Annotated in this window: 19 protein-coding genes; 13 read left to right on the top strand and 6 right to left on the bottom strand. The window is 57.0% G+C overall.

Annotated elements, in window-relative coordinates; all coding sequences use genetic code 11:
* The first annotated feature begins 32 nt into the window (after window positions 1-32).
* From NR795_RS15145 to psiE, 4 genes are all read left to right on the top strand, one after another.
* The gene (locus NR795_RS15145) at window positions 33-671 is read left to right on the top strand and encodes a YjbF family lipoprotein (protein ID WP_144816782.1); all 639 of its coding nucleotides are present in this window, start codon (window positions 33-35) and stop codon (window positions 669-671) included.
* Complete coding sequence (locus tag NR795_RS15140; protein ID WP_257758632.1) at window positions 668-1,405, top strand: capsule biosynthesis GfcC family protein; 738 nt, start codon at window positions 668-670, stop codon at window positions 1,403-1,405. The genes NR795_RS15145 and NR795_RS15140 overlap by 4 nt, the downstream gene beginning before the upstream one ends.
* A complete protein-coding gene (locus NR795_RS15135; protein ID WP_144816778.1) occupies window positions 1,405-3,501 on the top strand; it encodes a YjbH domain-containing protein in 2,097 nt (698 codons plus the stop codon). Before NR795_RS15140 ends, NR795_RS15135 begins: the two co-directional genes overlap by 1 nt.
* 111 nt (window positions 3,502-3,612) lie before the next feature.
* Window positions 3,613-4,023 carry a phosphate-starvation-inducible protein PsiE gene (gene psiE, locus NR795_RS15130; protein WP_042388915.1) on the top strand — a complete coding sequence of 137 codons (411 nt, stop codon included), beginning with the start codon at window positions 3,613-3,615 and terminating at the stop codon, window positions 4,021-4,023.
* Between the two features lie 98 nt (window positions 4,024-4,121).
* Here the strand turns inward: psiE and malG are convergent, their stop codons facing one another.
* From malG to malE, 3 genes are all read right to left on the bottom strand, one after another.
* Window positions 4,122-5,012, bottom strand: a complete 891-nt coding sequence (gene malG, locus NR795_RS15125; RefSeq protein WP_257758631.1) for a maltose ABC transporter permease MalG — start codon at window positions 5,010-5,012, stop codon at window positions 4,122-4,124.
* A 14-nt stretch (window positions 5,013-5,026) separates the two neighbouring features.
* A complete protein-coding gene (gene malF, locus NR795_RS15120; protein WP_144816774.1) occupies window positions 5,027-6,571 on the bottom strand; it encodes a maltose ABC transporter permease MalF in 1,545 nt (514 codons plus the stop codon).
* 75 nt (window positions 6,572-6,646) lie between these two features.
* Entirely contained in the window at window positions 6,647-7,837 is a 1,191-nt protein-coding gene (malE, locus tag NR795_RS15115; RefSeq protein ID WP_042388903.1) for a maltose/maltodextrin ABC transporter substrate-binding protein MalE, read from the bottom strand.
* 344 nt (window positions 7,838-8,181) lie between these two features.
* Here malE and malK point away from each other — a divergent pair, with 344 nt between their 5' ends.
* From malK to ubiA, 5 genes are all read left to right on the top strand, one after another.
* A complete protein-coding gene (malK, locus tag NR795_RS15110; RefSeq protein WP_144816770.1) occupies window positions 8,182-9,291 on the top strand; it encodes a maltose/maltodextrin ABC transporter ATP-binding protein MalK in 1,110 nt (369 codons plus the stop codon).
* A 48-nt stretch (window positions 9,292-9,339) separates the two neighbouring features.
* Window positions 9,340-10,656 carry a maltoporin gene (locus NR795_RS15105; RefSeq protein ID WP_144816768.1) on the top strand — a complete coding sequence of 439 codons (1,317 nt, stop codon included), beginning with the start codon at window positions 9,340-9,342 and terminating at the stop codon, window positions 10,654-10,656.
* A gap of 126 nt (window positions 10,657-10,782) precedes the next feature.
* Window positions 10,783-11,763 carry a maltose operon protein MalM gene (gene malM, locus NR795_RS15100; RefSeq protein ID WP_257758630.1) on the top strand — a complete coding sequence of 327 codons (981 nt, stop codon included), beginning with the start codon at window positions 10,783-10,785 and terminating at the stop codon, window positions 11,761-11,763.
* A 117-nt stretch (window positions 11,764-11,880) separates the two neighbouring features.
* Entirely contained in the window at window positions 11,881-12,387 is a 507-nt protein-coding gene (ubiC, locus tag NR795_RS15095) for a chorismate lyase (protein WP_257758629.1), read from the top strand.
* A gap of 2 nt (window positions 12,388-12,389) precedes the next feature.
* Complete coding sequence (gene ubiA / locus NR795_RS15090) at window positions 12,390-13,259, top strand: 4-hydroxybenzoate octaprenyltransferase (RefSeq protein ID WP_257758628.1); 870 nt, start codon at window positions 12,390-12,392, stop codon at window positions 13,257-13,259.
* Between the two features lie 34 nt (window positions 13,260-13,293).
* On the opposite strand, the gene plsB is transcribed toward ubiA, so the two are convergent.
* The gene (gene plsB, locus NR795_RS15085) at window positions 13,294-15,717 is read right to left on the bottom strand and encodes a glycerol-3-phosphate 1-O-acyltransferase PlsB (protein WP_144816760.1); all 2,424 of its coding nucleotides are present in this window, start codon (window positions 15,715-15,717) and stop codon (window positions 13,294-13,296) included.
* A gap of 129 nt (window positions 15,718-15,846) precedes the next feature.
* Between plsB and NR795_RS15080 the strand changes: the two genes are divergently transcribed.
* The 3 genes from NR795_RS15080 to NR795_RS15070 all read left to right on the top strand — a co-directional run bounded on the left by NR795_RS15080 (window position 15,847) and on the right by NR795_RS15070 (window position 17,398).
* Window positions 15,847-16,215 carry a diacylglycerol kinase gene (locus NR795_RS15080; protein ID WP_144816758.1) on the top strand — a complete coding sequence of 123 codons (369 nt, stop codon included), beginning with the start codon at window positions 15,847-15,849 and terminating at the stop codon, window positions 16,213-16,215.
* Window positions 16,216-16,323: 108 nt separating this feature from the next.
* A complete protein-coding gene (lexA, locus tag NR795_RS15075) occupies window positions 16,324-16,932 on the top strand; it encodes a transcriptional repressor LexA (protein ID WP_042388880.1) in 609 nt (202 codons plus the stop codon).
* Window positions 16,933-17,188: 256 nt separating this feature from the next.
* Window positions 17,189-17,398: a CsbD family protein gene (locus tag NR795_RS15070; RefSeq protein ID WP_042388878.1), complete on the top strand. Its 210-nt coding sequence runs from the start codon at window positions 17,189-17,191 to the stop codon at window positions 17,396-17,398.
* A gap of 77 nt (window positions 17,399-17,475) precedes the next feature.
* Here NR795_RS15070 and zur read toward each other — a convergent pair whose 3' ends face one another.
* Window positions 17,476-17,991, bottom strand: coding sequence for a zinc uptake transcriptional repressor Zur (gene zur / locus NR795_RS15065; protein ID WP_144816755.1), 516 nt, complete (start codon window positions 17,989-17,991; stop codon window positions 17,476-17,478).
* Window positions 17,992-18,343: 352 nt separating this feature from the next.
* Here zur and NR795_RS15060 point away from each other — a divergent pair, with 352 nt between their 5' ends.
* Window positions 18,344-19,660, top strand: coding sequence for a conjugal transfer protein TraF (locus NR795_RS15060; protein ID WP_144816753.1), 1,317 nt, complete (start codon window positions 18,344-18,346; stop codon window positions 19,658-19,660).
* 49 nt (window positions 19,661-19,709) lie between these two features.
* Here NR795_RS15060 and NR795_RS15055 read toward each other — a convergent pair whose 3' ends face one another.
* Window positions 19,710-20,117, bottom strand: coding sequence for a hypothetical protein (locus tag NR795_RS15055; RefSeq protein WP_257758627.1), 408 nt, complete (start codon window positions 20,115-20,117; stop codon window positions 19,710-19,712).
* Between the last annotated feature and the right edge of the window lie 103 nt (window positions 20,118-20,220).

Raw genomic sequence — 20,220 nt, 5'->3', positions numbered from 1 at the left:
CGGTGTGGTTATTTTGCCCCTGGAGAATTGTCGTGAAGCGACCGGGAATTATTCTGCTTTGTCTGCTGCTGCAGGCGTGCTCCGGCACGACCAAAGAGCTGGGCGGTGCGCTGTGGGACAGCGTGTTTGGCACCCCCGGCGTGCATCTTACCGATGAAGATATTCAGGATATGCCCTATGCCAGCCAGTATATGCAGCTAAACGGTGGCCCTCAGCTGTTTGTGGTGCTCGCTTTTTCTGAAAACGGCCAGCAGAAGTGGGCGACTCAGGACCAGTCTATTCTGGTGACTCAGCATGGTCGCCTCGTTAAAACTCAGCTTCCCGGCGATAACCTGCTTGAGGTGAACAACCTGGCGGCAGATCCACTGATCAAACCGAACCGCATTACCGATGGCGCAGCGTGGACCCGCACCCTCGGCTGGACCGAGCATGGCCAGGTACGTTATGCCACGGCCCGCTCGCAGTTCCGCTGGGCCGGGCAGGATACGGTGACGGTAGGCAGCGACGTCACCATAGTACGCGTGCTGGAAGAGCACGTTGAGACAGAGCAAAAATCCTGGACCAACCGTTTCTGGATAGACAGCGACGGACGGATCCGGCGGTCGCTACAGTACCTTGGCGCGGACTGGTTCCCGGTTGAGACCACGCTCATCAAGGCGGCAAAACAATGAAGCTAACCGCAATCGCCTCGCTTATTTTTAGCCTTGCTTCCTCTGCTGCCTTCGCAGTGGGCACCGTTAAGGTTTACACCCCCGAGAGCGCGGAGCCTAAGACGCTGACCGATGCCGCGCATCTTATTGATTTAGTGGGTCAGCCCCGGCTGGCCAACAGCTGGTGGCCGGGCGCGGTCATTAGCGAGCAGCACGCCACCCAGCGCGAAACGCAGCGGCATCAGGCGCTGCTGGCGCGTCTGGCCGCCCTCGCGGCAGATGAAGAGGGAGAGGATGCCGCCGCAGTTAACGCTCTCCGTCAGCAACTGCAGGGCATCAAGGTCACGGGACGCCAGCTGGTGCCCCTCGATCCGGATCGGGTCCGGGTCCAGCCCGGTGCGAACCCGCCGCTGGAGGGCGAGTACAGCCTGTGGCTCGGCGCGCAGCCTTCTACGGTCACCGTGCTGGGATTGGTGAGCAGCCCTGGCAAAAAGCCGTTCACACCGGGACGCGACGTCGCGGGATATTTAGATGAGATGGGCTTGCTAAGCGGAGCCGATCGCAATACGGCGTGGGTGATCTATCCCGATGGCCGCACGCAGAGCGTGCCGGTGGCCTACTGGAACAAACGCCATATGGAACCCATGCCGGGCAGCACGATTTTTGTTGGCTTTGCTGAAAGCGTCTGGACGAAAAGCCGGGACGGCATTAACGCCGATATTCTCACTTCCCTGACGCATCGGATACCGGATTAATGAAGAAAATTTCTCTTTACAGCCTGCTGGCGCTCAGCGTCAGCGCCGCCTGCCATGCGGAAACGTATCCGGCTCCGGTAGGCCCTTCCCAGACTGACTTCGGCGGCGTGGGACTGCTGCAAACGCCCACCGCCCGGATGGCGCGTGAGGGTGAGATCAGCCTTAACTATCGCGATAACGATCAGTACCGCTACTACTCCGGTTCGATTCAGCTCTTTCCGTGGCTAGAGACGACTCTGCGCTACACCGACGTGCGCACTCGACAGTACAGCAGCGTGGACGCCTTTTCCGGCGATCAGACCTACAAAGATAAAGCGTTCGATCTCAAGCTGCGCCTGTGGGAAGAGGGGTACTGGCTACCGCAGGTGGCAGTGGGCGCACGGGATATCGGCGGGACAGGTCTGTTCGATGCCGAGTACCTTGTGGCCAGCAAGGCCTGGGGGCCGTTTGATTTTACTCTTGGGCTGGGCTGGGGTTACCTTGGCACGGCGGGCAATATCAAAAACCCCCTCTGCTCCTACGATGAGAAGTACTGTTACCGTGACAACAGCTACAACCAGGCGGGCTCCATTGACAGTAGTCAGATGTTCCATGGCCCGGCGTCGCTGTTTGGCGGCGTGGAGTACCAGACGCCGTGGCAGCCGCTGCGCCTGAAGCTGGAGTATGAAGGCAATAACTATCAGCAGGATTTTGCCGGTCGTCTGCCGCAGCGCAGCAAAGTGAACGTTGGGGCAATCTATCGCGTAGCAGACTGGGCTGACGTCAACCTGAGCTACGAGCGCGGCAACACGGTGATGTTTGGCTTTACCCTGCACTCTAACTTCAACGATCTGCGCCCCTCTTACAACGACAATGCCCGCCCGCAGTATGAGCCGCAGCCGCAGGACGCCATTATGCAGCACGCGGTGGTGGCGAATCAGCTCACGCAGCTGAAGTACAACGCCGGGCTGGCGGATCCGAAAATTCAGGTGAAAGGCGATACGCTCTACGTTACCGGCGAACAGGTGAAATACCGCAATACCGAAGAGGGCATTGAGCGGGCGAACCGGATCATCGCCAACGATCTGCCGGACGGCGTAAAAACCATCCGCGTGACCGAGAACCGCCTCAACCTGCCGCAGGTGACCACCGAAACCGATGTGGCAAGCCTGCAACGCCATCTGGCCGGAGAGCCGCTGGGGCATGAGACGACCCTGGTGCAGAAACGCGTTGAGCCAGAGGTACCAGAGAGCACTGAGCAGGGCTGGTATATGGAGAAGTCCCGCTTCGATTTCCATATCGATCCGGTGCTGAACCAGTCCGTGGGCGGTCCGGAAAGTTTCTATATGTACCAGCTTGGGGTGATGGCGACCGCCGATCTCTGGCTGACCGACCACCTGCTGACTACCGGCAGCCTGTTTGGTAACGTCGCCAACAACTACGACAAGTTCAACTACACCGATCCGCCGGACGACTCCCATCTGCCTCGCGTGCGTACCCACGTGCGCGACTACGTAGCGAATGACTACTACGTTAACAATCTCCAGGCCAACTACTTCCAGTACCTTGGCAACGGCTTCTATGGCCAGGTGTACGGCGGCTATCTGGAGACGATGTACGGTGGAGCCGGGGCCGAGGTGCTCTGGCGGCCGGTGGACAGCAACTGGGCCTTCGGGATTGATGCTAACTACGTCAAGCAGCGTGACTGGCGCAGCGCGAAGGAGATGATGAAGTTCACCGACTACAGCGCGAAGACGGGACACCTGACCGCCTACTGGACGCCTTCCTTTGCTCAGGACGTGCTGATTAAAGCCAGCGTCGGGCAGTATCTGGCGGGAGATAAGGGCGGTACGCTGGAGGTGTCGAAACACTTCGACAGCGGCGTCGTCGTGGGCACCTATGCCACGCTGACTAACGTGTCACCGGACGAGTACGGGGAAGGGGATTTCACAAAAGGGGTCTACGTATCAATTCCGCTGGATCTCTTTGCCTCTGGCCCGACCCGCAGCCGGGCAGCTATCGGCTGGACGCCGCTTACCCGCGACGGCGGTCAGCAGCTTGGACGTAAGTTCCAGCTGTATGACATGACCAGCGATCGGAGCGTGAATTTCCGCTAATGCTGAGCCGGGCGGCGCAATGCTGCCCGGCCATACCATAAGTAAAGAATCTAGATCTGGATCACACTTCTGCGCTATACATAGAGCTCGCCACTGACAATGAGGTGCCGTATGACATCGCTTATTCGTCCACGCGTTGAGTTCATCTCCACCATCCTGCAAACCGTCCTGAATCTTGGGCTGCTGAGTCTTGGCCTGATCCTGGTTGTCTTTCTCGGTAAAGAGACGGTGCACCTTGCGGACGTGCTCTTTGCGCCCGAGCAGACCAGCAAATATGAGCTGGTTGAGGGGCTGGTGGTCTACTTTCTCTACTTCGAATTTATCGCCCTGATTGTTAAGTATTTTCAGTCTGGTTTTCACTTCCCGCTACGCTACTTTGTCTATATCGGGATCACCGCCATCGTGCGGCTGATCATTGTCGACCACAAATCGCCGATGGACGTGCTGATCTACTCCGGCGCGATCCTGCTGCTGGTGATCACCCTCTGGCTCTGCAACTCGAAACGGCTGAAGCGGGAGTAAAAAAAATGGCGCTCCTGAGAGCGCCAATAACAGTCACGAGTCAAAGTACAAACGGATAGATCAACGTTGAGGATAACAGTGGCACTACATGATGAAACCTAGCCTTTCACCCCGCCTGCCGTCAGGCCGTTAACCAGCCAGCGCTGGGCCAGCAGGAAGACAAGGGTAATCGGAATAGCCGAGAGCACCGCCGCCGCGGCAAAATCGCCCCACAGGTAGTTTTGCGGGTTGAGATACTGCTGCATACCTACCGCCAGGGTGTAGCTGTCGACGTCGCGCAGCAGCAGCGAGGCAACCGGGACTTCGGTAATGGCGGCGATAAACGACAGAATAAAGACCACCGCCAGAATCGGTACCGAGAGCGGCAGCAAGACCAGACGAAACGCCTGCCACGGCGTCGCCCCATCCAGCGAAGCCGCCTCTTCCAGCGAATTGTCGATGGTTTCAAAGTAGCCCTTGATCGTCCAGACATGCAGGGCGATGCCGCCCAGATAGGCGAAGATCACCCCGCCGTGCGTGTTCAGGCCGATAAAGGGTATATACTGACCGAGGCGGTCGAACAGGGCATAGAGCGCCACCAGGGAGAGCACCGCCGGGAACATCTGGAAAATCAGCATCCCTTTCAGCAGCGCCGACTTACCGGTAAAGCGCATGCGGGCAAAGGCGTAGGCGCAGGTGGTGGAGAGCACCACAATGCCCACCGCCGTAATGCCAGCAATTTTTACCGAGTTCCACAGCCACAGCAGCACCGGGAACGGCGGCGGGGTAACGCGCCCATCCGCATGCTCAACGCTGAAGCCCAGCGCCAGACGCCAGTGCTCCCACGAGATCTGGTCCGGGATCAGGCTGCCGGTAGCGAAGTTACCGGGACGCAGCGAGATGGCAATGACCATCAGCAGCGGGAACATGATCGCCGCGATAAAAACCAGCAGGCCCAGATGCGTAAGGAAAAGGCGCAGCTTTTGTGATTTGGGTTGAACCATAGCCATTGTCTGTCTCTCCCTTAATCAAATTTCATGCGCGTGGCTTTCAAATTCACAATCGCCAGGACGCCAACCAGCAGGAAGATCAGCGTGGCAATCGCCGCAGCAAGCCCGAAATCCTGGCCGCCGCCGCCTTCAAAGGCAATGCGGTAGGTATAGCTCACCAGCAGGTCGGTATAGCCTGCCGGGGTGGTGGTACCCAGGCGATCCGGGCCACCGTTGGTCAGGAGCTGGATCAGCACAAAGTTATTAAAGTTAAACGCAAAGCTGGCGATCATCAGCGGCGTGAGCGGCACGACCAGCAGTGGCAGGGTGATGCGGAAGAAGTTCTGCATCGGTCCCGCGCCATCCATTGACGAAGCCTCATAGAGATCGTCAGGGATCGCTTTCAGCAGCCCCATGCAGAGGATCATCATGTAGGGATAGCCGAGCCAGGTGTTAACGATGACCACCATCGCGCGGGCCGTCGTCGGGTCGCTAAACCAGGCGGGTTTAGCACCGAACAGCGCCCCCAGCATCATGTTGATTTCGCCAAAGCTCTGGTTAAACAGCCCTTTGAAAATCAGGATTGAGATAAAGGACGGTACGGCATAGGGCAGGATCAGCAGCACGCGGTAGATAGCTTTGCCGCGCAGGGCTTCCCACTGCACGAGGCACGCCAGCACCATGCCGACCGCTACGGTCAGCACCACCGTCAGCAGTGAGAAGACCACGGTCCAGACGAAGATCGCCATGAACGGCTTCTGGATGCCTTCGTCGGTGAAGACACGCATAAAGTTGTCCCAGCCGATGGTCACGGTATAGCCTGGACTAAGGCGTTCGCTGCCCCAGCCACCGTCGGCGTTAACGGCCTGATAGAAACCGACCTCGTTATTGGGGCGGTATTTAACGCCGCTCTGGTTGTTGGTGAGCGTGCCGTCGTCGGCAAGGGTATAGAGCGGGCGCGTGCCGGAGAACTGGCGCAGAGAACTCATTACCACGTGGCTCTCATCCGGTAGCACGGCGGTAAGCTGCGTCAGCGCCTGGCGCTGCTGGGTAATCACCCGCAGGTTAGCGCGTTCGCCCGCAGGCAGGGTTGCCGCCTCTTTCAGGGGCAGGGTCTGCTCGCCACCGGGCGTAAAGGGTTGTGAAACGTAGTGCTTGTCGCTCTCGCCGTCGGTCAGCACCAGCTGCCATTTATTCTCTGCCGGATAGAGGCCAAAGTTAAAGGTCTTACCCGCCTGATAGACGCGATCCATCAGCACATCGCGAACGCGCTCCTGTGCCAGCTGGTTGGTGCTGCTGTAGTTGGTAAACGCGATAGCGATGGTACAGATCAGCGGAAAGAGAACAAACAGGCCCATCCCGGCGAGACCGGGGTAGACATAGCGCCAGGCGTAGGCTTTACGATTGGCGAAAATATAGAGGCCAACCGAGCTTAAGATCAGCGTCGTGATGGCAAACAGGTACTCTCCCTGGGCGTACATCAAAACCACAAGATAGCCCACCAGCAGCCCCAGCAGGGCGATCGCTGACCACTTCAGCGCGTTGCTTTGCCACCAGGCACTCTTTTTAACGACATCCATGAGACACTTCCTCAACAACCGTGGAAAACATTGTCAGTTGTAGGGCGGGTAGCGATGCGCCACCCGCCATTTTTATTACTTGGTAACACGACCCTGCGCATCTTTCAGCGCAGCATCCACGGTCTGGCGACCGCTGGCGGCGTTGATTACTGCCGTACGCACTGCATACCAGAAGGCAGCCATCTGCGGAACGTTAGGCATGATTTCGCCCTTCTCGGCGTTGCCCATGGTGGCGGCAATGCGTGGATCCTTCGCTAAGGTCTCCTGGAAGGATTTCAGCGCGACGGCACCCAGCGGCTTATCTTTGTTAACCGCGTCCAGGCCCTGGTCGGTCAGCAGGTAGTTTTCAATGAACTCTTTTGCCAGCTCTTTATTCGGGCTGGCGGCGTTGATGCCCGCGCTCAGCACGCCAACGAACGGCTTCGACGGCTTGCCTTTAAAGGTCGGCAGCAGCGTCACGCCGTAGTTCACCTTGCTCTTGTCGATGTTTGACCACGCCCACGGACCGTTGATGGTCATCGCGGTTTCGCCTTTATTAAAGGCCGCTTCGGCGATGGAGTAGTCGGTGTCGGCATTCATGTGTTTGTTCTTAATCAGATCAACCAGGAAGCCCAGGCCCGCTTTGGCACCGGCGTTGTCCACGCCCACGTCTTTCACGTCATACTTGCCGTCGGCAAATTTAAACGCGTATCCGCCATCAGCGGCGATCAGCGGCCAGGTGAAGTACGGCTCCTGCAGGTTGAACATCAGCGCGCTCTTGCCTTTCGCCTTCAGCTCTTTATCCAGCGCCGGGATCTCTTCCCAGGTTTTCGGCGGGTTCGGTACCAGGTCTTTGTTATAGATCAGCGACAGGGCTTCAACGGAGATCGGATAGGCGATCAGCTTGCCGTTATAGCGCACCGCGTCCCAGGTGAACGGGAAAAGCTTGTCCTGGAAGGCTTTGTCGGGGGTGATTTCCGCCAGCAGGCCAGACTGGGCATAGCCACCAAAACGGTCATGCGCCCAGAGGATAATATCCGGGCCGTCACCGGTCGCCGCCACCTGCGGGTACTTCTCTTCCAGCTTGTCCGGATGCTCAACGGTGACCTTAATCCCGGTATCTTTCTCGAATTTCTGGCCGACTTCCGCGAGGCCGTTATAGCCTTTGTCGCCGTTGATCCAGATCACCAGCTTGCCTTCTTCAATTTTGGCAAGGGCCGAGGCGGAAAACATCATCGTCGTCAGCGCGGAGAGCGCAAGGATGCGAGCGCCAGTTTTCATGTTCATAAATCCCGTCCTTTAGGTAGCGATAAATTGACGCCTCTCAGTCTCCCGGTTTGACAAGCGCTTCTCATCCTCCCCCGACCTACGCCCTGCCGCCGTGATGTGTGATCTTTGTTACATAAAACAGAGTTATGCGTACCGGCGCACACAAAAGCGCCGCAATTTTTGCTGGTGGCATCACGAAAATTGCCCGCAGCCCGCGGCCCCGGTGGCAGAGCCATGCCGCTCATCCTCCCGTCTCCTCCCCCATAAAAAACCGGGGGGTGGAGGATTCGCCTGACTTACGCATGACGCATATTCACTGCAACTGAATGTTTCAGGGTTGTAACGAAGGAAGGGAGAAGGGCATGGCGAGCGTGCAGCTGAGGAATGTGACGAAGGCCTGGGGTGACGTAGTGGTATCAAAAGATATCAACCTCGACATCCAGGAGGGGGAGTTCGTGGTGTTTGTCGGACCGTCAGGCTGCGGAAAATCGACCCTGCTGCGCATGATTGCCGGGCTGGAGACCATCACCAGCGGCGACCTCATGATTGGTGATACGCGAATGAACGAGATCCCCCCTGCGGATCGCGGCGTTGGCATGGTGTTCCAGTCCTATGCGCTCTATCCCCACCTCTCGGTGGCAGAAAATATGTCGTTCGGCCTGAAGCTGGCTGGCGCAAAGAAAGACGTGATTAACCAGCGCGTTAACCAGGTCGCCGAGGTGTTACAGCTGGGCCATCTGCTGGATCGCAAGCCGAAAGCGCTCTCCGGCGGTCAGCGCCAGCGCGTCGCCATTGGCCGTACGCTGGTGGCGGAGCCGCGCGTGTTCCTGCTCGATGAGCCGCTATCGAACCTTGATGCGGCGCTGCGCGTGCAGATGCGGATCGAGATCTCCCGCCTGCACAAGCGCCTTGGACGCACGATGATCTACGTCACCCACGATCAGGTCGAGGCGATGACCCTGGCGGACAAGATTGTGGTGCTGGACGCCGGTCGCGTGGCGCAGATTGGCAAGCCGCTGGAGCTTTATCACTACCCGGCAGACCGTTTCGTGGCGGGCTTTATCGGCTCGCCCAAGATGAACTTCCTGCCGGTAAAAGTGACCGCTACCGCCATTGAGCAGGTGCAGGTAGAGCTGCCGAACCGCCAGCAGATCTGGCTGCCGGTAGACAGTGCTCACGTCCAGGTGGGCGCAAATATGTCGCTTGGGATCCGTCCCGAGCATCTGCTGCCCAGCGACATCGCCGATGTCACGCTGGAGGGGCAGGTACAGGTTGTTGAGCAGTTAGGTCACGAAACGCAAATTCATATCCAGATCCCCGCCATCCGTCAAAACCTGGTTTACCGCCAGGGGGACGTGGTGTTGGTAGAAGAGGGTGCCACATTCGCTATCGGCTTGCCGCCGGAGCGCTGCCATCTGTTCCGTGAGGACGGCAGCGCCTGTCGGAGATTGCATCAGGAGCCTGGCGTTTAAGCATTCCCATTACAAAGAAAAGCAAGCAAAGCTTCAGGAGATAGAACGATGATTACTCTGCGCAAACTCCCTCTGGCCGTCGCCATAGCAGCAGGCGTGATGGCAGCCCAGGCGGGTGCTGTTGATTTTAAAGGCTACGCCCGTTCTGGCATCGGCTGGACCGGCAGCGGCGGCCCGCAAGAGTGTTTCCAGGCGACCGGGGCCCAAAGTAAATACCGTCTTGGTAACGAATGTGAAACCTATGCGGAGATCAAACTGGGCCAGGAAGTGTGGAAAGAGGGCGATAAGAGCTTCTACTTCGACACCAACGTAGCCTACTCCGTTTCCCAGCAGAACGACTGGGAAGCCACCAGCCCGGCCTTCCGCGAAGCCAACGTTCAGGGTAAAAACCTGATCGAAGCGCTGCCAGGCTCCACCATCTGGGCAGGTAAACGCTTCTACCAGCGTCATGACGTCCACATGATCGACTTCTACTACTGGGATATCTCTGGCCCAGGCGCAGGTATCGAAAACATCGATCTCGGTTTCGGTAAACTCTCTCTGGCGGGCACCCGTTCATCTGAGTCCGGCGGCTCCTCAACCTTCGCCGATCGCGATCCGATTACTGGCGATCGTACCTATGACAATATCGTGCCGAACGACGTCTTTGACGTGCGTTTAGCGGGTATGGAAGTGAACCCGGGCGGTACCCTGGAGCTGGGCGTTGACTACGGTCACACCAACCTGCCGGATGACTACTACCTGCAGCCAAACGCAAGTAAAGATGGCTGGCTGTTCACCGGTGAGCACGTGCAGACCATCGGCACTGGCTTCAACAAGTTCATCGTCCAGTACGCTACCGACTCCATGACCTCTAACGGTAAAGGCATTCCGCAGGGCGCTCAGCTTAACAACGACGGCCACCTGCTGCGCTTTATCGACCACGGCTCCATCTCGATGGGCGACCGCTGGGACATGATGTACGTCGGTATGTACCAGGATATCGATCTGGATAACGGCAACGGCACCCGCTGGTGGACCGTGGGCGTGCGTCCGATGTTCAAATGGACACCGATCATGAGCACCCTGCTGGAAGTTGGCTATGACAACGTGAAGTCCCAGCGTACCGACTCCACCAACGACCAGGTCAAAGTGACCCTGGCCCAGCAGTGGCAGGCAGGCGACAGCATCTGGTCCCGTCCGGCGCTGCGCGTGTTCGCAACCTACGCCAAGTGGGATGAGTCCTTCGGCTTCGCTAACAACAACAGCGACAGAAACGCGGGTTACACCGCGGGCTACGCTTACCAGGATACCTCTGCCCGTACCTTCAGCCGCGGCGATGATGACGAGTGGACCTTCGGTGCCCAGATGGAAATCTGGTGGTAAGACAGCGTTGATGTAATGCAGTACCAGAGAGGGGCTTCGGCCCCTCTTATACCAGTAAGCGATCTATCCTGACGCGGCGCGCTATTGCCTGGCTACCGTCTCGTCATCTCTACAGAGGTCACCATAATGAAAATGAAAAAAACGCTTCTCGCGCTCTGCCTCGGTGCAGGGCTGCTCGCCTGCGTACCCGCAGTCAGCTTCGCCGACGTAAACCTGGTTCCGCAGGACACCTCAGCCGCGCCGGCCATCCCGACAGGGACGCTCCAGCAGCTCGCCTGGACCCCGGTTGCTAATTCACAAACCCAGACCACCAATTTGGCGACGGCAGGGCAAACCCTGAACGTACCCGGCATCACCGGTAAAGTGGCCGCCTACAGCGTGCCGGCCAACATCGGTGAGTTAACCCTTACCCTGACCAGCGTCGCGGATAAGCAAAAATCGATCTTTGCGCCCAACGTGCTGGTGCTCGATCAAAACCTGACCCCCGCCGCGTGGTTCCCGAGCAGCTACTTCACCTATCAGGAGCCGGGCGTGATGTCTGCCGACCGTCTTGAGGGGATCATCAAGCTGACGCCGGCGCTGGGCCAGCAAAAAATCTACCTGCTGGTCTTCACCACCCCGGAAGATTTGCAGCGCACCACCACCATGATCAACCCGGCAAAGGCCTACGCGAAAGGCGTGGGTAACGCGGTACCGGATATTCCGGATCCACAGGCGCGCCATACGCCGGACGGCACGGTGAAACTCAAAGTCAGCACTAACTCTGCCTCCAGCATTCTGGTCGGCCCGATCTTTGGCTCTTCCGGCCATGCTGCCGTGACCGTTGGTAATACTGCCGCACCGACCACCGCCTACAGCGCCCCGGCCGCCGCACCTGCTCCGGCAGCCGCACCTGCTCCGGCAGCCGCACCTGCACAAGCCCCGGCTCCGGCAGCCAGGCATGAACCGGTACTGAACGATACGGAAAACTACTTTAACCAGGGTATTAAACAGGCCGTCGCCAGCGGCAATATCGATAAAGCACTCAAACTATTGAATGAGGCTGAGAGCCTGGGCTCGACGTCCGCCCGCGCTACGTTTATCAGCAGTGTAAAAGGCAAGGGGTGATCGTCTCCCCACAATGCTGATTTTGTCCGTTTGGTGCACCTTCACCGGTGCACCCTTTTTCCCGATCTGCCTGTTCTGCGATACACTGTTGCTACGTTATGTACCGGAGAGTAAGGCATGCCACACCCTGCGCTAACGCAACTGCGCGCGCTGCGCTATTTTGACGCAATCCCCGCACTTGAACCGCACCTGCTAGACTGGCTGCTGCTGGAAGACTCAATGACCAAGCGTTTTGAGCAGCAGGGTTGCCAGGTGAGTGTTACGCTCATAAGAGAGGCGTTCGTCACCGCCGATGAGGTGCCGGAAGAGCGCGCTCTGTTGCCCGAGGCATCACGCTACTGGCTGCGGGAGATCCTGCTCTGTGCCGACGGCGAGCCCTGGCTGGCTGGTCGTACGGTGGTGCCGGAGTCGACCCTGAGCGGTCCGGAGCTGGCGCTGCAGCGGCTGGGCAATACGCCGCTGGGGCGCTATCTCTTTACCTCATCAACCCTGACCCGTGATTTTATTGAAATAGGCCGTCACGCCGATCTCTGGGGACGCCGCTCCCGGCTGCGCCTTGGCGGCAAGCCGCTGCTGCTGACGGAGCTGTTTTTACCTGCATCACCGCTGTATCGAGAGGAGTAGAAATGGAGTGGAGTCTTACGCAGGGTAAGCTGCTGGCTTATCACCGCTTAATGCGCACGGACAAGCCAATTGGCGCGCTGCTGTTGCTGTGGCCCACCCTGTGGGCGCTGTGGGTGGCGACGCCGGGCGTGCCGCCGCTGGGGATCCTGGTGGTGTTTATCGCCGGGGTCTGGCTGATGCGCGCCGCAGGCTGCGTGGTGAACGACTACGCCGATCGTAAGTTTGATGGCCACGTGAAGCGCACTGCCAACCGGCCGCTGCCGAGCGGCGCGGTGAGTGAAAAAGAGGCGCGTAACCTGTTTGTCGTGCTGGTGCTGCTGGCGTTTGTGCTGGTGCTGACCCTCAACCTGATGACCATCCTGCTGTCGGTAGCGGCGCTGGCGCTGGCCTGGACCTACCCCTTCATGAAGCGCTATACCCACCTGCCGCAGGTGGTGTTGGGTGCCGCCTTTGGCTGGTCGATTCCCATGGCCTTTGCCGCCGTGAGCGAGTCGGTTCCCCTGAGCTGCTGGCTGATGTTCTTCGCCAACATTCTGTGGGCGGTGGCCTACGATACGCTCTATGCGATGGTGGATCGGGACGATGACGTCAAGATCGGCATTAAATCGACGGCTATTCTCTTTGGTCGTCACGATAAGCTGATCGTCGGTATTTTGCAGGTGCTGGTACTGGTACTGATGGCGGCGGTGGGCTGGCTGAACGGGCTGGGTTGGGCTTTCTATGCCTCGATTGCGGTAGCAGGCGCGCTGTTTATCTGGCAGCAGAAGATGATTGTGCATCGCGATCGCGACGCCTGTTTCAAAGCTTTCCTGAACAATAACTACGTGGGCCTGGCGCTGTTTGTTGGGCTGGCGGTGAGTTACCTGACCTAAAAAAGAGGCCCGGCAAGCTTGCCGGGCCTCACTATTACGCTTCCGCCTGCGTCGCGCTCTCGATGGTCAATCGCACGTCAGGCGTTACCAGATCCGCCAGCAGGAGATAGACCTGCATGGTTTTAGCCGGATCGGCATCTCCTGTATCGCTGATATAGCCTTCATCGCGCAGCGTCAGCACCAACGTACTAAACACCGCTTTATCGAAGAACTCCGGCGCGTTGATCCCATGCAGCACCGACAGACGCTGGGCCAGGGTGCGGCTCTCTTTCTCCAGCGTGCCACGGTTAATGGCCGGGTTAGCGCTCAGCAGCCAGAAGGTAATGGCGTAACGCTGTAGCGTTTCGCGTGCGCCCGCTGCCAGCAGCTGCAGGGTGCGTGAGCGCTGCGGGTTGAGATACAGACGGTCGTCTTTATCTACCAGCAGGCCCTGGCGCACCATCTCGGCGATCAGGGCGTTCATCACGTCCGGCAGCTCGCTGTTATCCCAGCGCAGGAACAGCTCCGCTTTCAGCATCGGATAGAGCACGTCAACGTGGCGCAGCAGCTCTTCGCGAGAGATCTGGCGATGCTGGGTCACGATGGCCGCCATCAGAGAGGGCAGCACCAGCATATGCGCGATGTTGTTGCGGTAGTAGGTCATCAGCACCGCCTGCTCGCGCGGCAGAATGATGATGTCGCCGATGGTGTCTTTCTCTACCTCGAACTTGTTCATCTGCAGCGCGTGGGCAATCAGCTCGCTGGCGCTTGCCGCCGGGGCGGTGGCGTCAGGCGAGTAGGGCACGTTGCGCAGCAGGTCGAGATAGCAGTCCAGCTGCTCGGTCAGCTGCTCGCGGGTCAGCGAGCGCTGGCGCGAGGCCAGCAGCGCGGTACAGCAAAGGTTCATGGCATTTGCCGCGCCCGCGTTGTTAATGCGCACCATCAGATCGGCGGCGATGGTATTCACGGTCGGCGTCAGCCAGGCCGGGCGTATCGCTTCAATCGGATCGATCGACTCGCGCCACTCCGGCACGTGCTGATTAAGATAGTTCATCAGCGGTAGCGGCTCGCCAAAGTTAACATAGCCCTGGCCGAGGTTGCGCAGCTTGCTCAGGCCGCGCAGCATCTGAAAGACGTTCTCTTTCTCTTTGGTCGCCCCGCGCAGCTCTTTGGCGTAGGTACCTACCTCCATCACGTGCTCGTAGCCGATATAGATCGGTACCAGGGTGATAGGGCGCGTGCCGCCGCGCAGCATGGCTTGCAGGGTCATCGACAGGGTGCCGGTTTTCGGATCCAGCAGACGCCCCGTACGTGAGCGCCCACCCTCGACGAAGTACTCTACCGAGTAGCCGCGGCTGAACAGCTCGCCCAGGTACTCACGGAACACCGTTGAGTAGAGCTTATTGCCCTTGAAGGTACGGCGAATAAAGAATGCCCCGAGACGGCGGAAAATCGGCCCGGCAGGCCAGAAGTTAAGGTTGATACCGGCAGCAATATGCGGCGGGACCAGTCCCTGATGATAGAGGACGTAGGAGAGCAGCATGTAGTCCATGTGGCTACGGTGGCACGGCACGTAGACAATTTCATGGCCGTCGTGCGCCAGCTGGCGGACCCGCTCGGCGTTATGCACGTTGATACCCTGATAGAGCCGGTTCCAGGTAAAGCCGAGAATACGGTCGCTCAGGCGGATCATCTCATAGGAGAAGTTAGCGGCAATCTCTTCCATCAGGGCGATGGCGTTCTGCTGGGCCTTCTCGTGAGAGATCTTTTTGCTACGCGCTTCGTCTTCTACCGCGCGGGCAATTGCTTTTGATGCCAGCAGCTTATTGAAGAGATCCTGGCGTGCTGGCAGGCGCGGGCCCACGGCGGCAAGCCGCTGGCGGGCAAAATGCATGCGCGCTACGCGGGCCAGCTTCTGGGCGATAATTTTGTCCGTGCCATGCTCGGTGGCCATCCGGCGCAGGGAGACCGGCGGGGAGAAGCGCACAAAGCTATCGCGGCCCAGCCAGGAGACGGCAAAGAACTTCTGGATGCCGTTCAGCATGCGCAGCGGCGGGTTAACTTCGCCTTTTTCGCGCCCCGGCGAGCGGCCAAACATCACCGATACCGGCACCATCTGTACGTCCAGATCCGGGTGATTACGGTGGAGATCCAGGTAGTCATGGAACAGCTTAACGGAATCTTCTTTTGGCGTGTACCAGCTAAAAACACGCGGGCCGCTATGGATAAAGATGTAGCGCGGCAGCAGCGCGCCGTCGATCTCCAGCGGCTCCAGCGGGTCGGGCAGCTCATGTGCCAGACACTGAGCACGCAAAGTCAGTAAGTCTGCCTTCGAGTTATAAGGCAAAACGTACATAATAGGGCGTGAGGTATCGAGTCCTGGTTCCTGGGCAGGTTCTGCCGGAATCGACTTGCTTTTTACCAACACGCTTAATGGTAAATTCAGTAATTTGTAGTAAATTCGTGGCCAGCCGGACATAAACAATGTGAAGCCTCTGGTTAATAATGCCATTGCGCCGCAAGAATATCAGAAAGCGCGCAGAATATCTTTTGTACCTCGGTACGCTCGCATAGACATTGACGATAATTACATAAAAAGGTTCTTTTGATGGCCAATAATACCACTGGTTTAACCCGAATCATTAAAGCTGCAGGGTACTCATGGAAGGGCGTTCGTGCGGCATGGCTCAATGAGGCCGCCTTCCGCCAGGAGGCCGTGGCGGTGATCCTCGCTATTGTTATCGCCTGCTGGCTCGACGTAGACGCTATTACCCGCGTGCTGCTCATTGGGTCCGTAGTGCTGGTAATGATAGTGGAGATCCTGAACAGCGCGATCGAAGCGGTTGTTGACCGCATTGGCACTGATTTTCATGAGCTTTCCGGCCGGGCCAAAGACATGGGCTCAGCGGCGGTGCTGATGTCTATCCTGCTTGCGCTGGCAACCTGGGGCATGCTGCTCTGGCCACATTACCGCTAAGGTGCGCAAAATCGGGCTTGTGCGGCGGTTTTGCTCAAAATTTGGTTTCAAAAACAGTTTTTGCTGTATATACTCACAGCATAACTGTATATACACCCAGGGGGCGGGATGAAAGCGTTAACAGCCAGGCAGCAAGAGGTGTTTGATCTCATTCGCGATCACATCAGCCAGACCGGCATGCCGCCGACGCGTGCTGAGATTGCGCAGCGTTTGGGATTCCGTTCGCCAAACGCGGCGGAAGAACACCTGAAAGCGCTGGCGCGTAAAGGGGTTCTTGAGATTGTTTCCGGCGCATCGCGCGGGATCCGACTGCTGCAGGAAGAGGAAGAGGGGCTGCCGTTGATTGGCCGCGTCGCTGCCGGTGAGCCGCTGCTGGCGCAGCAGCATATTGAAGGCCACTACCAGGTCGATCCCTCCCTGTTTAAGCCCAGCGCTGATTTCCTGCTGCGGGTTAGCGGGATGTCGATGAAAGATATCGGCATCATGGATGGCGATCTGCTGGCAGTACATAAAACTCAGGAAGCGCGTAACGGCCAGGTGATCGTGGCGCGTATTGATGATGAAGTGACGGTAAAGCGGCTGAAAAAGCAGGGCAATACCGTACAGCTACTGCCTGAAAACAGCGACTTCGATCCTATCGTTGTTGACCTGCGTCAGCAGAATTTCAGTATTGAAGGGCTGGCGGTCGGCGTTATTCGCAACGGCGAATGGCTCTGATATCCTGTAAGTGCCTGTGGCAGCTCGCTTTATCCTGCCACAGCGCTTAATCTATTTTTTTGTTCCTGCATTTGCTCCCTCTTTTTTTGCCCTCTCTTCCTGTTGTTTGTTTGCCTCTGAATGGTTAAATATTCCGAATAAATCCCACCTTAGAAAATCCTTAGCTACAATTATTATCACGTTCAGCAGATAACGAACGTAACGAAGGACCAACGAATATTGCTATTCAACACCGAACGATGATGAGGATACCATTATGAATAAAGACGAAGTCGGCGGTAACTGGAAACAGTTCAAAGGTAAAGCGAAAGAGCAATGGGGCAAATTAACGGACGATGATATGACCGTTATTGAAGGTAAACGCGACCAGCTGGTCGGTAAAATTCAAGAACGTTACGGTTATCAGAAAGACCAGGCCGAGAAAGAAGTCGGCGAATGGGAAACTCGTAACGAGTATCGCTGGTAATCACGCTAGATAGACAGCTTGAATGCCCTGCCCGACGGTACAAGGATGTACCGACCCTTCCTGCTCTACCTCGTAGCCTAACGCGGTTTTTTCTTCACTAAGATGCTGTGATCGTGCTGGCACTCGCCCTGATGACGACAGGCTTCCACTTCCGAACACGCTGCACAAAGCCCGTGCGCCTCAATAACGTTATGCCGTAGCGCAAAGCCCATCTTTGCCGCTAGCGCATGCATGATATCTTCCACGCCCTCAGCCGCTTCCTCTTTTACCACGCCACAGCGATCGCAGATGAACATCGCCGACGTATGCGTGGGCTGATCGAAGAGGTGACACAGCACGTAGCTGTTTGTCGACTCAACCTTATGCACAAATCCCTGCTCCAGCAGGAAGTCGAGAGCGCGATAAACCGTTGGCGGCTTGGCCTGCGGCTCAGAGACACGCAAAAGATCGAGTAAATCGTAAGCGCTGATCGCACCCTGTTGCAGGCTCATCAGGCGTAGAACCTCAAGGCGCTGCGGGGTCAGGCGCACGTTGCGCTGCGCGCACAGCGTTTCAGCATGTGCCAGCATCTGCTGCGAAGTGGTCTTATCCATTGGGCATCCTCAAGTGACGTAATGTAATAACGTTGAAACTGCTACTTTACCATATCCTGTGGCGAACGCCGAGATCCACGCCATCCTTCCGCCCGCAAGAGGCCTTACCCCTGGCATTTACCTGAAATTTTCAACGCCCGTAGTAGAAAAACTTCCCCAATCGAATTTCCTCCTCTATAAGTAAAGAGTCTTTATAAAAAGACGCAGATTGTTACGAATAAAAATATTCTCATGCAGGTAAAAAACGAATTAGCTGCATTTAGCATCGCTTTTCACAGCAATAGTTCACCTCTCGCCAGGCGATAACTGGCAGGGCATAAATCGACCTTTGATCAATAAGACAGGGCAAACTGTGAAAAAAATTTTTAAGCTTTCAGTGGTAACACTTGCGGTCTCTTTTGGAGTAGTCACTCAGGCAGGGGCAGCGAATACATGGGCAGAAGCACGTAGTGATGCCATGGGCGGAACCGGTGTCGCATCCGCCAGCTACGGCAGTGGCGTACTGATTAACCCGGCACTGCTGGCGAAGGCCAAACCGGATGATAATGTGACTGTCATCCTGCCAAGCGTCCAGGCACAGATTACAGATAAAGATAATTTGCAGGACGAAATCGATGATATTAACGACAAAGTTGACTATTACGATGACGTCATTGATAACCTGACCACGGCGCAAATTATTGCGAATCCGCTGGGCACTATCGATCAGTTCCAGGGAGCAGCACGCGACCTCGCCGACGAGCTGGATTTCCTGAAGGGTAAAACGGCGCACGCTAATGCCGCTGCGGGCATTGCAGTCAGCATCCCCAACGACGTTCTCTCCTTTGCATTCGTAACCAAAGCCTATGCGCATGCGCGCGTGAGCTCTGCTATCGACCAGCAGGATATTAACTATCTGCGCAATATTCAAAACAGCGACCTGGTTGCGGCAGGCGTGGCGCTGAACGCTGCGCTCTCTCCATCCGGCTCGGATGAGATCACCCGTAACCTGAACTCTACTGCATCTGGACGGGCCGCTATCGTCTCCGATTACGGCGTGGCCGTGGCGCGTCAGTTCCAGTTTGGCGACGTGCCGGTCTCTATCGGCGTAACGCCGAAGCTGCAAAAAACCTGGCTGTTCAACTACACCACCTCTATCTACGACTACGACAGCAGCGACTTCAACAGCAGCCGCTATCGTAACGACGATACCGGCTTCAACGTTGATGCCGGTATTGCCGCTGACTTTGGTGATAACTGGACCGTAGGCCTGAGCGGGCAGAACCTGATCTCTCGTGATATCGATACCAAAGATATCCAGATCCGCAACGGCCGCACCGGGGAAGTACGCAACTACAAAGATACCTACCAGATCAGCCCGGTGGTGACCGCAGGTCTGGCGTGGCACACGGATCTGGTGACCCTCAGCGCCGATGGCGATGTAACCGAAACCAAAGGCTTTAAGAGCGAAGAGGCTTCCCAGTACGTTGGCGTGGGTGCTGAAGTGCGTCCGCTTGACTGGCTGGCGGTGCGTGCGGGCTACCGTGCCGATGTGAAAGGGGACGACAGCAACGTCGCCACCGCCGGTATCGGCTTTGCGCCGTTTAACCGTGTTCACGTCGATCTGATGGGTCTGTACGGCGAAGATGAAACCTGGGGCGCAGGCGCGCAGCTCAGCCTGACGTTCTAATGATCTATCCGCCGGAGGCGCAATGCCTCCGGCGTGCTGTTCAGGTTACTTAACCAAAATGTTCAGCCACGAATTTTGCAAGAACCATGAAGAAAACGAAAGCGCACGAGCACATACAAAGAAGTGTAATTCTGTAATACCCATGCATCCAGCTATAGAGATCGCCTGGGATGCTATCAAAGAAATTGTATACTTCTTTATTATCATTCCACATGAAAAGGGGGGCTTTCTTTTTCAAAAGACAGAGAAAGTAATAAACAAGCGTAAAAGAGCCGAAAAAACCCATTAAAGAGTGGAAATGATAGGGGGCATAAAACGAGAAGCCACGATCATGGTATAACTCAATGAGCTGGTTATACTTTTTTTTGTTTGCACCAAAAAAGAAGAAGAGAAAAGCAAAGAAAAAAAAACCTACCCATACGGCAGCTAATCCCAAATAAGAAAACCAAAGAGACATACGCTTAATCCTTAAGTCGTCAGAGAAACACACTCCCTGAACAGCTCTTGCGTCTGATAATCCACTGTTCAGCACCTTGTATTACAAGATATCCGGGGCATAG

Source organism: Pseudescherichia sp. L3, assembly GCF_024656065.1.
Lineage (GTDB): Bacteria > Pseudomonadota > Gammaproteobacteria > Enterobacterales > Enterobacteriaceae > Pseudescherichia.
Note: the sequence above shows the minus strand (reverse complement) of the source record. Positions and strands in the feature narration are given on the sequence as shown.